The following is a 14621-nucleotide window of genomic DNA, read 5'->3' as shown; positions in this document are numbered from 1 at the left end:
ATAGGCCGCAATCAGGCCGAGCGCGACCAACTAGTTGGTTGACATCCAACTAGTTGGTTGGCTACCGTCCTCCGGCATGACGACAGTTCTTTCCCCGTCCTCCCGCCCCGCTGGCCGGCGCTCCGCCGCACCCGCCCCGGCCTGGGCGCCCTTCGGGCCCACCCTGCTCGCGTTCGTGCTGACCGGCCTGCTCGCCACCGGCCACCTCTACGGCGTCATCCCCCTCATCGGCGCCATGTCGAGCGAATGGGGCACCTCGCCGGTCACCCTCACCTGGCTCGTCAGCGCGTTCGGGTTCGGCTACGCCGGCGGCTTCCTGGTCTTCGGCCCGCTCTCCGACCGGTACGGCAGGCGCCGCGTGATCACGTCCGGCATGGCGGCGACCGCGCTCGCGACGGCGGCGGTGGCCCTGAGCACCGGGGTGGGCGCGGCCGTCGCGCTGCGCTTCGCCGAAGGCGTCGCCACGGCCGCCTTCGCGCCCGTCGCGTTCGCCTACGTCGCCGAGCGCGTCGAACCCCGCCGCCGCGGTGTCACCATGACCTCCGTGACCTCCGCGTTCCTGGCCTCGGCGGTCATCGGGCAGCTCGCCGCCAAGGCCCTCGCCGACCTCGCCGGATGGCGGGCGGTGTTCCTCGCCGGCGGCGCCGCCTTCGCCGTCATGGCGCTGGTGCTCGCCCGGGTGATGCTCCCGGACGAGCCCGGCGGCGCGGTCGCCAACCCCTACGCCGCCGTCCCCGCCCTGCTCCGCGACCCCCGGCTCGTGCTCGTCTACACCGCCACGCTGGTGATCCTCGGCGCGTTCGTCGCCGTCTACACCGCGCTCCAGCTCGACGGACCCGCCGAGATCGCCGGGAACCCGGCCGCCCTGCTGGCGCTGCGCTCCACGGCGCTGCCCGCGTTCGTGGTCATCCCCTTCGTCACGCCGCGGCTGGCCGCGATCGCCCCCGCCCGGCGGGCCGGGCTGGCCCTGGTGCTGGCCGCCGTGAGCGCCGCCGTCGTCGCGGTGACCGATCCCGGCCTCGTCGGGCTGGCAGTGCTGTTGGCCGTCTTCGCCTTCGCTATCGGCGTGGCCGCGCCGAGCGTGATCGAGACGGTCGGCGGCCTCGCCGGGCGGGCGCGCGGCACCGCGGTCTCCCTCTTCACGTTCGTCCTGTTCGTCGGTGCGAGCCTCGGGCCGCAGGCCGCCTCCGCGCTCGCGGCGCACGGCTTCACGGTGCTGGTGGCCGTCGTCGCCGTGGCCCTCGTCGCCGGGGCCGCCCTCATCCTGCTCGCCGCCGCCGTACGTTCGCGGTGACGCCGTCCGGGCGGCGCGCGCCCCGACTGCCGAGCGCGATCGGACACCATAAGGTAATAACTGTGGACTGCGGCGGAGAAATGAGGATTGTGCGTGCTGCCTGAGGTGGAAACCTGGCTGCGCGGCCGTACGTCATCCTCGGCCGACTGGCCCGTAGGGGCCCTGATGGAGGCCAAGGGCGCCACGAGGATCAGCGTCGTGCTGCCGGCCAGGAACGAGGCCGAGACCGTCGGCGAGATCGTCTCGGCGATCCGCCATGACCTCGTCGAGGCGGTGCCGCTGGTCGACGAGCTCGTCGTCATCGACTCGCGGTCCACCGACGAGACCGCGGCCCAGGCGCTGCAGGCGGGGGCGAAGGTCTTCGCCCAGGACGAGATCCTGTGCGACCTGCACCCGCTCGACGGCAAGGGCGAGGCGCTGTGGAAGTCGCTCGCCGTGACCACCGGCGACCTCGTCGTCTTCGTCGACGCCGACCTGCGCGAGTTCCGCACGTCGTTCGTGACCGGGCTGCTCGGCCCGCTGCTGGCCGACCCCTCGATCGTGTACGTCAAGGGGTGCTACGACCGGCCCCTGTCGGAGCTGCAGGGCGGCGGCGGCCGGGTGACCGAGCTGGTGGCCCGCCCGCTCCTCAACCTGCACTGGCCGCTGCTGGCCGGGTTCGTCCAGCCGCTCGCGGGCGAGTACGCCGGGCGGCGCAGCGCCCTGGAGCGGGTGCCCTTCGTCACCGGGTACGGCGTGGAGCTCGGCCTGCTGATCGACCTGCTCGACCTGGCCGGGCTGGACGCGCTGGCACAGGTGGACCTCGGGCGGCGGGTCCACTCCCACCAGTCCACCGAGGCGCTGGGCGGCATGGCCGGGCAGATCATGTACACCGCGTGGTCGCGGCTTGAGCGCCAGAACCGCATCGTGTCGCTGCACGCGCCCTCTCCTCAGCTCACCCAGTTCCGGCGCGGCGTTTCCGGAGGCGCGCCCGGCCACGAGCCGATCGTGCGGGACGTCTCCGTCGCTGAGCGCCCGCCGATGGTGACCGTTCCGCACTACGCCGCGCGCGGACGTTGACGCGCTCCCGGCCGGTTGCGGAAAAATGCTACCGACCGGTAAGTTTGCGCGCCGTCCGGTGTTTCGTCCCGGCGACCCCCATGGCCCGAACCCTGACGGAGAAGTGCGATGAGCGACGGCGCGACGGGCTTCTGCCCCGAACTGAACGACGATCTGCGAGAAGTGCGGGACTGGGTGCGCCAGTTCGCCCGCGACGTTGTCCGCCCGGCGGGCGCGGAGTGGGACGAGCGCGAGGAGACACCCTGGCCGATCATCCAGGAGGCCGCCAAGATCGGGCTGTACTCCCTGGACTTCTTCGCCCAGCAGTGGTTCGAGGAGTCCGGCCTCGGGCTGCACGTGGCCTTCGAGGAGCTCTTCTGGGGTGACGCGGGCATCGGCCTGTCCATCGTCGGGACCGGCCTGGCCGCCGCCGCCCTCGCCACCGGCGGCACGCCCGAGCAGGCGGGGGAGTGGCTGCCGCAGATGTTCGGCACCCCCGACGACGTCAAGGTCGCCGCGTTCTGCGCCTCCGAGCCGGACGCCGGCAGCGACGTCGGGGCGATCCGCACCCGCGCCGTGTACGACAACGGCGACTGGATCCTCAACGGCGTGAAGACCTGGGCGACCAACGGCGGCATCGCCGGCGTGCACATCGTCGTCGCCTCCGTGGACCCCGAACTGGGGACGCGCGGCCAGGCGTCCTTCATCATCCCGCCCGGAACGCCCGGCCTGTCCCAGGGCCAGAAGTTCCGCAAGCACGGCATCCGCGCCTCGCACACCGCGGAGGTCGTCCTCGACAACGTGCGGATCCCCGGCTCCTGCCTGCTCGGCGGCAAGGAGAAGCTCGACGCCCGTCTCGCCCGCGTACGCTCGGGCGCCCGCGCCGGCGAGCAGGGCGCGATGCGGACGTTCGAGTCCACCCGCCCGCTGGTGGCCGCGATGGCCGTCGGCACCGCCCGCGCCGCGTACGAGTACGCCAGGGACTACGCGCGCGAGCGCGAGCAGTTCGGCCGCAAGATCGGGGAGAACCAGGCGGTCGCGTTCATGCTGGCCGACATGGCGACCCGGGTGGACGTCGCGCGGCTGATGACGTGGCGCGCCGCCTGGATGGCCCGGCACGGCCGCCCGATGGATCAGGCCGAGGGCTCGATGAGCAAGCTCGTCGCCAGCGAGACCGCGGTCTGGGTGAGCGAGCAGGCCATCCAGATCCTCGGCGGCGCCGGCTACACCCGCGAGCACCCGGTGGAGCGCTTCCACCGCGACGCCAAGATTTACACGATCTTCGAAGGCACGAGCGAGATCCAGCGCCTCATCATCGGCCGCTCTGTCACCGGCCTGCCGGTGAGGTAAGAACTTCGCAGGTCAGAGGGGTGGCGTGGCCGCAGAGCGCTTTCGCGCCACGCCTCCTCTGATCGGCATGCCTACAGCGATCAAATGCCGGGCCAGCGCCGCCGTCGAGGGCAAAACCATCTCGGCGCTGGCCCGCGAGGCGTTCGAGCGATTCCTGCGCGAGTCCTGGCTAGGGGTGAAATTCCGTCAGAGCTTCCTGCCGACGGCTCCGTACGCGCCCGCCAGACGGGTGTCGCGGAAGGGATCGTCGTCCGGGTGCCAGTCGAAGACCGCGACCATGCCGGGTTCCACGAGTTCGAAGCCGTCGAAGAACCGGGCGATCTCGGCGCCGGTGCGCGGGGTGAAGAACGTGGGGCCGGTGTTGTACGCCTTCGCGCTGGCGCCCACGGCTTCGGGTTCGAAGTCGGCGGTGACGTGGGAGATGGCCAGGTAGCTCCCGGCCGGCACGGCGTCGGTGTACCGCTTGACGATACTGAAGGGGTCCTCGTCGTCCTTGATGAACATCAGCGTGCCCACGATCACGATGGCGATCGGCTCATCGAAGTCGAGAGTCGCCAGAACGTCTGGATGCGTCAGGATGCTCTCCGGGTCGCGGAGGTCGGCCTCGACGTACGTGGTCTTGCCTTCGGGTGTGCCGCGCAGAAGCGCACGGGCGTGGACCATCACGATGGGGTCGTTGTCGACGTAGACGATCTTGGCCTCTGGGGCCACTCCCTGCGCGACCTCGTGTGTGTTGCCCTGCGTGGGGATGCCGGTGCCGATGTCCAGGAACTGGCGGATTCCCTGTTCTGCGAGGAAGCGCACGGCACGTCCCAGGAAGGCGCGGTTGTCCTTCGCGCCCTGGACCACTCCAGGAGAGGCGGCGTGGGTGGCTTCGGCGACCTTGCGGTCGGCTTCGAAGTTGTCCTTGCCACCGAGCCAGTAGTCGTACACGCGAGCGGGATGCGGCACCGAGGTGTCGATTTTCAACGGGGTCGGCTCTGGGGTCTCCGACCACGGAAGGAAGGGCTTGTCGTTGGCCATGCCGGACTCCAGGGAAGCTGTTTTTTCTGATCTTAGCCTCAGCCGGTCGCACCCGTGAGTGTGCTCGTGGATCTGGTATCCGTCGGGGGGCGGCAGCACATCGCGGTGCGTACCGCCCGGCCGCGGTCAGGCTTGTGGCACTTGTGGTGCGGCCCGTCGATGAAGACGGGCCACGGCGTGATCGGACGGCGCGGGCTGTCGTCGCCGACGTAGCGGATGGGCTCGCCGCGCCAGGTCGTTGACGTGCTTGACGTGGATCGGCGCAGACTTCGGCAGCAACACCGAGGATCTGCTGAGCCGGATGTTCGAGGCCCTGGTGCGGAGCCTGGCAGAGGACGATGAGTTGGACTCCGCGCTGTCGCCGCTGCGGACGCGACTGATGTTCACCGAGCCCGCGCTGCGGGCACGCGGGCTGACGCTCATGCTCGAGGGGCAGCCTCTGCTGGTCGAGGCCCTGTGCGAGGTCTACCCCGAGCTGGATCCCGTGACGGCAGGCGCGGAGGTCGGCAGCGTCATGGGCGCACTGGCTGTGGCGGGGCTGGTCGCCCAGCAGCAGGGCGGCTCGAACGAGGACGTCCTGGCCGCCGGACGGCGGGGGATCGAGATCGCGGTCAACGGGCTGTCGAGCCTCGACGGTTCCTGACGTGTGGCCGGGCTCCTGTCCACCCCCTGCGTGTGCTCGCCCTGACCGGCCTGCTCGACGCCCGCGGCCGGCCGCAAGTGTCGGCCCACCGCTTCCGGCACTCGGTAGGCACCCAGCTTGCTGAGGGAGGCGCCCGCACGCTCGGTGGCGGGCTCCTCAGCTAGGACACCCGCTTGTTGGCGAGGACCGCGATCAGCAGCGGTATAACAGACCAGGCACCCAGGACAGCGAAGGCGGCCTCGTCCGGCATGATGTCCGGCATCTGCTCGGTGAGCTGGAGCGCCGGATAGCCCGGCAGGATGCGGTTGACCACCTCACCACCCGGCAACATCCGCCCGGCGAAGGGAACCAGCACCATCAGCACCACGAGCACGGAGATGGCCACGACGCCGTTGCGGAAGATCGCGCCGAGTGAAAGCCCGAGCATCGTGGTCATCGCGATCATGAGCGTGCCGCCGCCGATCACCGCCCATGCTCCGGCAGGCGGCAGCGTGGGATCGAACCCTGAGGCCACCACGTGCCCGTACAGGTATCCGGGGATCGCGATGAGCAGTGAGGCGGCGATGGCGATCCCACCCAGCACGCACGCCTTGGCGAGCAGCACCCGTGAGCGCGACGGCGTGGCAACGAAGGTCGTGTGGATCATGCCGGAGGTGTACTCACCGCTGATCGACATGGTGCCGAGCATGCCGAGCGGCAGCTGAGCCAGCACGACTCCGACATAGACGGCCACGACGATCCCCATCGCGGCCTGCTCGCCCGTCTGTCCCGGTTCCCAGCGTGAGATCACGGTGGATGCGCCGAGCGCGGTGAGCGCGAGCGCCGTCAGCACCCCCACGCCCAGGGCCCACCAGGTCGAACGCAACGTGCGCAACTTGATCCACTCGGCGGCGACGGCATTCACGACGCGCTCCCTTCGATGACCTTCATGAACGTGTCCTCCAGCGACATCCCGGGCCGCACGAACTGCGTGATCTCCGTGTCGGCCAGCAGCCGGCCCCGCCCGATGACGATCAGGTGATCGGCGGTGACCGCCATCTCGTGCATGAGATGGCTGGAGACCAGCACGGTCCGCCCCTCGGCTGCCAGCGACTTCAGCAGCCCGCGCATCCACCGGATGCCTTCGGGGTCGAGCCCGTTGAGCGGCTCGTCGAGCAGCAGTACCTCGGGATCGCCGAGCAGGGCGGCAGCCAGCCCCAGCCGCTGCTTCATGCCGAGGGAGAAGCCGCCGACCCGCTTGCGCCCCGCTTCGCCGAGCCCGACCAGCTCCAGCAGCCCGCCGATGCGCGTGCGGGAGATCCCGTTGGATCTGGCCAGCCACTGCAAGTGCTGCTCGGCACAACGTCCGCCCTGCACGGCGCTCGCGTCGAGCAACGCGCCGACATGGGTGAGGGGTCTATCCAATGCCCGGTAGGGCACGCCGTTCACGGTGGCCCGTCCGGAGGTCGGCCGGTCGAGTCCGAGGACGATCCGCATGGTCGTGGTCTTTCCCGCGCCGTTCGGCCCGAGGAATCCGGTGATCTTTCCGGGGGTGACGGTGAAGGACAGGTCGTCGACGGCGGCGCTCTGCCCGAAGCGTCTGGTCAATCCGATGACTTCGATCATGTCCATCACGATCCGCGTCGTTGGCCGGACCGCGCATCGGTCCTGAGACCGATACGCGCCGCCGAGCCCGGTGGCTAGGGTCGAAGATGTGCGTGATCAGCCCCGGCTTCCCCTGCTGAGCCGGATACCGGACTGGGCCTGGGTGTCCCTCGACACTGTGGTGGCGCTGCTGCTGGCAGCCGGCTTCCTCGGGCTCATCCACTCGCGTAATCCCGCGCCGCCCGACATGCTCGACTTCACGGTGGCCCTGGCCACCAGCCTGCCCCTCGCGGTCAGGCGCCTGTGGCCGCGGGCGGTGTTCGTGGTCGTGCTGATCGGCGGGCTGGGGATGCGGGAGTTCCTCATCCCGCAGGCGGATCCGTTCGGCATGCCGCTCGTGCTGTACACGCTGGCTACCCGGAGCAAGGCGGTGCCCGCGCTGCTCGTGGCGGTGGCGGTCACGATGCAGGGGGTGGTGGAGTTCCCGTTGCGGGGCCAGATCCTCGACCAGCTCGGGCTGGTGCTGGCGATCGTGGTGGCGGCCTGGACCACCGGCACCGCGGTACGGCAGCGCAGGCTCTACACCGAGCAGCTGGCCGCCAAGGCCGAAGAGCGGGCCCGTGCCGAGGCGGCGAAGGAACGCCTACGCATCGCCCGAGAGCTGCATGACGTCATCGGTCACAGCCTCAGCACGATCGCCGTGCAAGCCGGCATCGAACGACACGTCGGCGGCGCCGAGGAGATGAGCCGCGCGCTCGGCTCGATCGAAGAGACCAGCAGGTCGGCGCTGCGCGAGACCAGGCGCCTGCTCGGCGTGCTGCGCGAGGACAGCTCGGCAGACCTGGTCCCCGCTCCCGGGCTCAGCGACCTCGACGATCTCCTAGCCAGGATCAGGGCCGCGGGCCTGGAGGTGGAGTTGCGGCTCGACGGCGAGGTCCGCGGGGAGATGGAGCTCACGGTCTACCGGATCGTGCAGGAAGCGCTGACCAACGTGCTCAAGCACGCCGGGGCCCAGCGGGCCACGGTGCTGATCAAACGGCAGGAAGAGAGGCTGGTCGTGGAGATCACCGACGACGGGAGCAACGCGCGGGAACGGCCCTACGGACACGGGCTGACAGGGCTGCGCGAGCGCGTGCGCATCTTCGGCGGCGAGTTCGAGGCGGGCGTCCGCCCGGTGCGTGGTTTCCGGGTGATGGCGAGGTTGCCGCTGTGATCAAGGTGCTGGTGGCCGACGACCAGCCACTCATCAGGGCGAGCTTCCGCCGGCTGATCGACAGCGTGCCGGGATTCCAGGTGTACGGCGAGGCCGCGACGGGCGCGCAGGCAGTGACCGTCGCCGCGAGCGAACCGCCCGACCTGGTGCTGATGGACGTACGGATGCCCGAGATGGATGGCATCGAGGCCACGCGCCGCATCTGCGCCGCGAATCCGCAGGCCCGCGTGCTCATCTTGACCACCTTCGACCTGGACGAGTACGTCTACGGAGCGCTCCAGGCCGGCGCAGCGGGCTTCCTGCTCAAGGACACCCCGCCGACCGAGCTGATCAGGAGCGTGCAGGCCATCGCGTCCGGCGACTCCCTACTCGGACCCAGCGCCACGCGGCGGCTGATCGAGCGTTACGTGAGCCCACCAGCCCGTCGCCTGGACATCACCGAACGCGAGCGGGAGGTGCTGATCCTGGTGGCGCGCGGCCTGTCCAACGCGGAGATCGCGCAGACCCTGTACGTCACACTGAGCACGGTCAAGACGCACGTCAGCAGCCTGCTGCTGAAGCTCGACGCCCGTACCAGGGTTCATCTGGTCATCGCCGCCTACGAGGCGAACCTCGTCTAGAGCCTTTCAGAGTCGATCTACGACACGCCGTTGATCGACTCTGAGGCAGTCCCTAAAGGCCAGGGCGCAGAACGCGTCGCGGATCCGCGCGATCGCCTCCCGCTCTCGGCTGTAGTACAGCTTGTTGGTCAGCAACGCTGCCCAGCGACCCTGTTCGCGATTCACCCACATCGCGGTTCCGGTGAAGCCGTAGTGGGCAAAGAGGCCCTCGCTCGGGTCGACGCCAGGAGCCGGGTGCCAGAACAAGCCGCGAGCTGGCTCCAGACCTCCGGTGTGGATCTGGAGAGACTTCTCCACCCATCTGCTCCCAAAGCTAGTCTCGGCTGCACCGCCATCTGCGATCAGATGCTGCAGAAACGTCTCGACATCTCCCAAGGTGGAGAAAACACCGGCTATGCCGCAGACCCCACCCAGCAGCCGAGCCGAGTAGTCGTGGGCAACGCCCCTGAGCCGTTCGCCCGACTCCAGGTCGCGTTCAGTGGGAGCCGCCTGGCCGATCAGGGTGGCGGGGAGCGGACCGAACCTGGATTGGTTCATTCCGAGCGGCCCCCACACTGTCTCTGCACAGATCTCGTTCAAGGCGGCGCCATTGAGGTGTTCGACGACCAACCCCATGATCAGAGCTGCCCGGTCGGTATATTCCACGGCGGTACCCGGCTGGCGGTGCAATGTCTCGCGCAGCACTCCCCGATGGATGTCCTCTCGTTGGGTGCCATACAGGGCCCGGAGATTGGCTCGTAGAGGGACGCCCGCAGTGTGAGTGAGCAGCTGGTGGACCGTCACTGGCGCCAACGGATATCCGGCGACGTCGGGCATCACCGATCCCAACGGCTCGTCCAGATCCAGCTGCCCTTGCTCCCAGAGGACCCCGGCCGCCGCCCACACCGCCATGATCTTCGTCAAGCTGGCCATATCGAAGATGGTCGCCAAACGCATCGGCTCAGCTGGCCGTTCGGGATCGAGCACCCCGACAGTCCCGTAGAGCACAGCATCGCCCGATCCGCCGACGGCCCACACGGCACCAGGGAAGGTCTGCTCCTCCACCCCCTGGCGCAGGAGTTGCTCGATCTGCTCTTCAAGACCAGTGCTCATGCCTGCCCACCACTACTAGCGGCAAGGATGCCCTCGGCATCGCCGAAACCCCACACCGCGCCGGGATATACCCGATCGCGAACTCCGCCCTCGATGAGCTGTGTGATCTCGTCATGTAGGGCCATCGGTGTCCTCACGGTCGATGGGCGTCTGCTGGTCAGCGTAGTGACAAGGCAGGTCGGGTGATCTGTGCGCTGAGTGCGTTCAACGCGGTGGCTGTGGCGCTGAGCGGGAAGCGGGCGGCGTTGCGGCGCCCTGCGTCGCGCAGTTTTGGGCCCCGCCCAACACGGTCTCACCAGTCTCCGGCAACGCCCCTATGTCGCAGGAAATATGGCTTCTGGCGCGTGAAGTGCCCATATTTCGCCCGCAGTTGATCTTGTCGTTGCTAGGTTGATCGTGATCAACCAAATCAGCCAACGGCCAGCAGGGTGATGCACTTGCACAGAAATACCCAAATCGGCGGAACGTCTGCCGTAAGTCGTCGCACGCTCCTCCGAACCGGTACAGGGATAGCAGCCGCCGCCGCCAGCGGCGGCCTTTCCTTGTTCGCGGCTGAATCGGCGTCCGCGGCCGTCCCGACATCGCAGCGTTTCGTATTCGAGGGGGCCGGCGGCGATCCCGTTGTGCGGGCCACACTTCACCAGCCTTACTGGGCGATGCAGTCCTTCGCCTTCGACCACGTCCACGGGCACATCTACTTCGTGCAGACCAAGGTCGGGAGCACGAACGGCGACCTCTGGATGACCAGGACCGACCTGAGCGGCAAGGTGCTGGGCGCCATGGCACTCCAGGGGTTCGACCACGGTTCGTCGATGGCCATCCAGCCGGACACGTCCGGATCTCCGTACGTGTGGCTCGCGGGCGACTGGAGGAGCTTGTCCCCCGGTACGGCCCCGAACAGCCACACGATCTGCCGCATCAAGTACAGCGACGGGGGCCTGCTCGACTACGCCAAGGACGCTGGGGTCCGGAAATTCCCGATCCGGCTCTCCGATTTCCGGGACTGTCCGAGACCGTCGATCGATCCCTACACGAACCGGCTGCTCGTCCGGTACATGGGGAAGACGAGCCCGTGGCGCCTCGCGCTGTTCGACCTCCCCGCCGTCATCGACAAGGGCATCAGCGACACCACTCCCATCCTCGCCAAGCGCGCCCTCCCGACCAACGCCCAACTCGGTCTCTCCGACTCCGATCACTTCCAGGGCGTGACCTCGTACGGCCAGTACGCGTACCTCTCCTACGGTGGTCCGCCCGCGAAGCCCTCGGACCCGGCCAAGCCGTCCTACCTGGTCCGTCTCGACATGAACAAGGCCGGGGCCTCGGTCGAGGAGGTGTACCGGACGAGAGCGGGCGAGTCGCTGTCGGGTCGCGAACCTCAGGGAATGGCGATTTGGCGATCGTCGGGCGGCCCGCGCCTCGCGTTCGGCTTCTCCAGCAAGATCAGTGGCAGTCCTGACCAGTTCCGGGCGACCGTCTTCTACAAGAGCGACCTCACCTGGTAAGTCGCGTCAGCTTCTCGGCCCTGAAAGGGCCGAGCTTGCAGCTCCTCGCCGTACCTGGCGGGTACGGGTCAGGCCGCGTCGTTGGCAGCGTGACTCACTGCCCAGCCCGCGACACCGCGCGAGGCGATGTTGCGGGCTGCGTTGACGTCGGCGTGCTCAGCGAAGCCGCACGACGTACAGGAGAAGGTTGCCTGGCTCGGCCGGTTGGCCTTGTCCACGTGCCCGCAGGCCGAGCAGGTCTGGGAGGTGTAGGCCGGATCCACATGGATCACGGCGACCCCGTGCCGGGCCGCCTTGTAGGCGATGAACGACCCGAGCTGGTGGAAACTCCACGAGTGCAGCGTGACCCGCTGGGGCTTGCGGAGCCGTACCCGGTCGCGGATCCCGCCCAGGTCTTCCAGGGCGATGCCGCGTCCGGTGCGTTCTGCCTCGGTCACGATCTGCTTGGCGATGGTGTGGTTGGTGTCGGCGGCGAACCGTGCCTCCGTGCGGCGGCGCTTCTTCAGCAGCCGTTTGGCGGATTTGGTGGCCTTGGCCTGCAACCTGCGGCGCAATTCCCGGTTGCGGTGGCGGACCGCGTTCAGGCCCTTGCCGCAGTGGCGGGTGCCGTCGCTGGTGGTGGCGATGTTGGCAATGCCCAGATCCACCCCTATGAACCCGTCCGGTTCAGTGACCGGAACATCAGGGATCTCGCAGGTCGCGTACAGAAACCACATGCCGTCCCGGCAGACCAGGTCGGATTCGCCCTTCCGGCACACCGCGAGCATCTTGAGCTGGTCGAGCGAGCCGACGAACGCGACATTCTTCACCCGGCCGGTCGTGGTCCAGATCGACACCGTGCGGGCGGTGTGGTCCCACGACAGGCATCGGTCGTCGAACGGCTGCGCGGCATCGGCGCGGAAGGTGACCGGTTTACTCTCGGCCCGCGCGCGGCGCGCAGAGCCTTTCGGTCCCAGGTTCCCGGCCCGGATGCCTGCTTTCAGTGTGGTGTAGGCGTCGGCGACCTTCTTGATCACATGCTGGGCGGCTTGCGCCCCCAGCCCGCGCGCTTTCACCTCGCGATAGGTGTGCTTGCGCAACGCGTACTCACGCCGGTCCCCGGTCGTGAACGCCGTCACCGAGGCGAAGTTCGCCGTGTCGTTGCAGGCGCGCAGGGTCGCCTCCAGCGCCGCCGCCTGCTCGGCCGTTGGCAGGAGCCTCACCTGCACCACCAGCTTCACGTCGAACACATTATCGGTTGGTTCATGTCGCCGTGATGGAAACCGAATCCGGATATCCGCGGACGTCGCAGTGTGGTCTACAGGTCTACGGCCTCCACGCGCATTCGGTCTTCCCTACCAAGTGCCGGAGGCGGCCATTCCTGGTCACCGTCGCACTTCGCGGCGTCCTGCGGCGACGGTTCACTGTCGATCATCAAGGAGTACATCGAGAACCAGAAACGCCCGGACCAGCGTGCCGGGTGGCCCGGAGGGATCTCACCTCCGGACCACCCGGCCGACTAGCGTCCGGGCGAGGAGAGGGAAGCGATTCCTCCCGGGCGTGAACGCCCGGGGTTCCTCGCTATATACCGCTGAACCGTAAGCCCGTTCGGGCTTGCGCCATCCTCTTCCACCCGTATGGCGCGGGTCACCCCGTGCCGTACGGAACGCGGACCGGCGGGCGGACGGAGCAGGACCGTACGGGCCGGGCCGGATCCGCGTCGCCACTCACCTGACCCGTGCGGTCCTTGAGCACCAGGCCGAAGACGCCGCGTTGCGCATCAGGTCGGTGTCGGCGTGGCCGGCGGTCGCCTGGGCGGCCGCGCCGCTCGCGCAGGCTGGCTCCGCCCCGGATGGGGTGGAGCCAGAAGTCCAACGTCTTCAGCGGTCTTCTAACGGGTCGTCACGCAGCATCTTTGGTCGAAGACGCTGGCGACCCCAGGCATCCCCTTCGCCGTTTCGATCACTGGGCGCCAGTCCGCACCGGGCTTCATCGTGACCCGGAACGACTCGTGCATGTCCTCAACCGTGAGCTGCTCAAGCACTTCTGGCTTCCCGCCAGACTTAACAAAGCTCTTGCGGAAACGGTCATAAAGGGCGGCCTTGTCCTCGAACGTGACGTTCTCCACCCCCGGCATCGTGGTCAGCGTCTTGTTGACGTTCTCCTTCTCCTGCTCGGTGATCGCCGAGCCGCCACCTCCGGGATCCCCCGTGCTGCCGCCACACGCGGGCCATGCGTCATCTTCGAAGCACAGGAAGACCGAGATCACTGGCTCTTCGGCGCCCGCCGAAAGAACCTGTTGCAGGCTCGCCGCCATAACGACGCGATCCTCTGACGGGGCGGGTGCCAGTGCGACCGCGGCCACGACGCCGACGAGCACGACAGGAACGGCCACCGCCGCCAACCGCAGCCGCAGGGAGAAGGAGCGACGGCGAGGAGTGGCGAGGGTGCGGGCGAGGTCGGACTCGCGGCGGCGCTGGTAGGCGTCGTCGGTGTCGGGGCGCAGGGACATGATCAGGTCGTCGAGGTCGTTCATGACTGCTCCTGGAAGGTGAGGCGGGTGCGGCCGAGTGCGTCGGCCAGGCGGCGGCGGGCACGGTGCAGGCGGACATTGAACGTGCGAGCCGAGCAGCCCGCGACCTTCGCGGCCTCGGCTGGGTTGAGGCCGTACCAGCTGGCCAGGAGCACGGCCTCGGCGTCGCGCTCGGACAGGTCCGCGAGCGCGTTCAGTGCCGCCTGTCGCTCGGCAACCTGTTCGGCAACATCGCCGGCCGGGGCCAGCTCGGCGAGCCGCTCAACCAGGCTCTGTCCGCGCAGCCGGGACCGGCGTTGCGTCCGCAGCAGATTGCGGGCCACACCGAGCAGCCAGGGCAGCGGCGGCTCAGGCACGCGGTCGAGTCGTCGCCAGGCGATCAGGAAGGTCTCGCTGGTGATGTCCTCGGCGGTCTGCTGCTCGGCTCGCAGCAGCACGTAACTGAGCACGCTGCGGTAGTGCCCCTTATAGAGCGCGGTGAGTTGCGCTTCGGAATCGTCCACACTTGGTAATGACCTCTACATCCCTTCGATTACCGCCGGGGAGAAAATCCTCCCGTAGGGCTCACGTTCTTCTCGGACGGCGTTATCGCATCAGGGTGCGACGGACCCCGGGGAGGGGTCCTCATCGCGGAGCCCAACGTGGATCTGGTCGTGGTGCCGTTGGTCGTGTTGCGGCGGGCGCGGTGCAGGTGGCGCGGTCGGCGTCGCGCTGACGGAGTCCGGGCGCCGACCGGCGGAGGGAACGGGT

Annotated in this window: 14 protein-coding genes and 1 pseudogene; 8 read left to right on the top strand and 7 right to left on the bottom strand. The window is 68.7% G+C overall.

The features are described from left to right. Nucleotides 1-76 precede the first annotated feature (76 nt). The 3 genes from AWQ71_RS31960 to AWQ71_RS31950 all read left to right on the top strand — a co-directional run bounded on the left by AWQ71_RS31960 (nucleotide 77) and on the right by AWQ71_RS31950 (nucleotide 3682). Complete coding sequence (locus AWQ71_RS31960; protein ID WP_067140296.1) at nucleotides 77-1294, top strand: MFS transporter; 1218 nt, start codon at nucleotides 77-79, stop codon at nucleotides 1292-1294. Between the two features lie 93 nt (nucleotides 1295-1387). Continuing rightward, on the top strand, nucleotides 1388-2353 hold the full coding sequence (locus tag AWQ71_RS31955) for a glucosyl-3-phosphoglycerate synthase (RefSeq protein ID WP_067140293.1): 966 nt from the start codon (nucleotides 1388-1390) through the stop codon (nucleotides 2351-2353). A gap of 108 nt (nucleotides 2354-2461) precedes the next feature. Continuing rightward, nucleotides 2462-3682 (top strand): acyl-CoA dehydrogenase family protein, encoded by a 1221-nt coding sequence (locus AWQ71_RS31950; RefSeq protein WP_067140290.1) that lies wholly within the window; start codon nucleotides 2462-2464, stop codon nucleotides 3680-3682. A gap of 186 nt (nucleotides 3683-3868) precedes the next feature. Here the strand turns inward: AWQ71_RS31950 and AWQ71_RS31945 are convergent, their stop codons facing one another. After that, a complete protein-coding gene (locus AWQ71_RS31945; protein WP_067140287.1) occupies nucleotides 3869-4705 on the bottom strand; it encodes an SAM-dependent methyltransferase in 837 nt (278 codons plus the stop codon). Nucleotides 4706-4952: 247 nt separating this feature from the next. Here AWQ71_RS31945 and AWQ71_RS31940 point away from each other — a divergent pair, with 247 nt between their 5' ends. After that, nucleotides 4953-5348 (top strand): hypothetical protein, encoded by a 396-nt coding sequence (locus AWQ71_RS31940; RefSeq protein WP_067140285.1) that lies wholly within the window; start codon nucleotides 4953-4955, stop codon nucleotides 5346-5348. Between the two features lie 160 nt (nucleotides 5349-5508). On the opposite strand, the gene AWQ71_RS31935 is transcribed toward AWQ71_RS31940, so the two are convergent. Together AWQ71_RS31935 and AWQ71_RS31930 are read right to left on the bottom strand one after the other, a co-directional pair. Next, a complete protein-coding gene (locus tag AWQ71_RS31935; protein ID WP_067140281.1) occupies nucleotides 5509-6252 on the bottom strand; it encodes an ABC transporter permease in 744 nt (247 codons plus the stop codon). A gap of 62 nt (nucleotides 6253-6314) precedes the next feature. Continuing rightward, nucleotides 6315-6953: pseudogene (locus AWQ71_RS31930) on the bottom strand (ATP-binding cassette domain-containing protein); the annotation flags it as partial. Nucleotides 6954-7041: 88 nt separating this feature from the next. Here AWQ71_RS31930 and AWQ71_RS31925 point away from each other — a divergent pair. Both AWQ71_RS31925 and AWQ71_RS31920 read left to right on the top strand, forming a co-directional pair. Beyond that, nucleotides 7042-8145 carry a sensor histidine kinase gene (locus tag AWQ71_RS31925; RefSeq protein WP_067140278.1) on the top strand — a complete coding sequence of 368 codons (1104 nt, stop codon included), beginning with the start codon at nucleotides 7042-7044 and terminating at the stop codon, nucleotides 8143-8145. Further along, nucleotides 8142-8765: a response regulator transcription factor gene (locus AWQ71_RS31920; RefSeq protein WP_067140275.1), complete on the top strand. Its 624-nt coding sequence runs from the start codon at nucleotides 8142-8144 to the stop codon at nucleotides 8763-8765. The genes AWQ71_RS31925 and AWQ71_RS31920 overlap by 4 nt, the downstream gene beginning before the upstream one ends. A gap of 6 nt (nucleotides 8766-8771) precedes the next feature. Here AWQ71_RS31920 and AWQ71_RS31915 read toward each other — a convergent pair whose 3' ends face one another. Next, nucleotides 8772-9857, bottom strand: a complete 1086-nt coding sequence (locus AWQ71_RS31915; protein ID WP_067140272.1) for a serine hydrolase domain-containing protein — start codon at nucleotides 9855-9857, stop codon at nucleotides 8772-8774. A 656-nt stretch (nucleotides 9858-10513) separates the two neighbouring features. Here AWQ71_RS31915 and AWQ71_RS31910 point away from each other — a divergent pair. Beyond that, a complete protein-coding gene (locus tag AWQ71_RS31910) occupies nucleotides 10514-11359 on the top strand; it encodes a phage baseplate protein (protein ID WP_218002046.1) in 846 nt (281 codons plus the stop codon). A gap of 68 nt (nucleotides 11360-11427) precedes the next feature. On the opposite strand, the gene AWQ71_RS31905 is transcribed toward AWQ71_RS31910, so the two are convergent. Next, entirely contained in the window at nucleotides 11428-12579 is a 1152-nt protein-coding gene (locus AWQ71_RS31905) for an RNA-guided endonuclease InsQ/TnpB family protein (RefSeq protein WP_067140374.1), read from the bottom strand. 72 nt (nucleotides 12580-12651) lie between these two features. Here AWQ71_RS31905 and AWQ71_RS43450 point away from each other — a divergent pair, with 72 nt between their 5' ends. Beyond that, nucleotides 12652-12861 carry a transposase gene (locus AWQ71_RS43450; RefSeq protein WP_084259515.1) on the top strand — a complete coding sequence of 70 codons (210 nt, stop codon included), beginning with the start codon at nucleotides 12652-12654 and terminating at the stop codon, nucleotides 12859-12861. Nucleotides 12862-13229: 368 nt separating this feature from the next. On the opposite strand, the gene AWQ71_RS31900 is transcribed toward AWQ71_RS43450, so the two are convergent. Both AWQ71_RS31900 and AWQ71_RS31895 read right to left on the bottom strand, forming a co-directional pair. After that, nucleotides 13230-13874, bottom strand: a complete 645-nt coding sequence (locus AWQ71_RS31900; RefSeq protein ID WP_067140266.1) for a permease-like cell division protein FtsX — start codon at nucleotides 13872-13874, stop codon at nucleotides 13230-13232. Continuing rightward, a complete protein-coding gene (locus tag AWQ71_RS31895) occupies nucleotides 13871-14374 on the bottom strand; it encodes an RNA polymerase sigma factor (protein ID WP_067140264.1) in 504 nt (167 codons plus the stop codon). The genes AWQ71_RS31900 and AWQ71_RS31895 overlap by 4 nt, the downstream gene beginning before the upstream one ends. Nucleotides 14375-14621: the final 247 nt, after the last annotated feature.

This window comes from Microtetraspora malaysiensis (assembly GCF_001528665.1).
Taxonomy (GTDB): Bacteria; Actinomycetota; Actinomycetes; order Streptosporangiales; family Streptosporangiaceae; genus Microtetraspora_A; species Microtetraspora_A malaysiensis.
The sequence above is the reverse complement of the archived record's forward strand: the minus strand, read 5'-3'. Positions and strand labels throughout refer to the sequence as shown.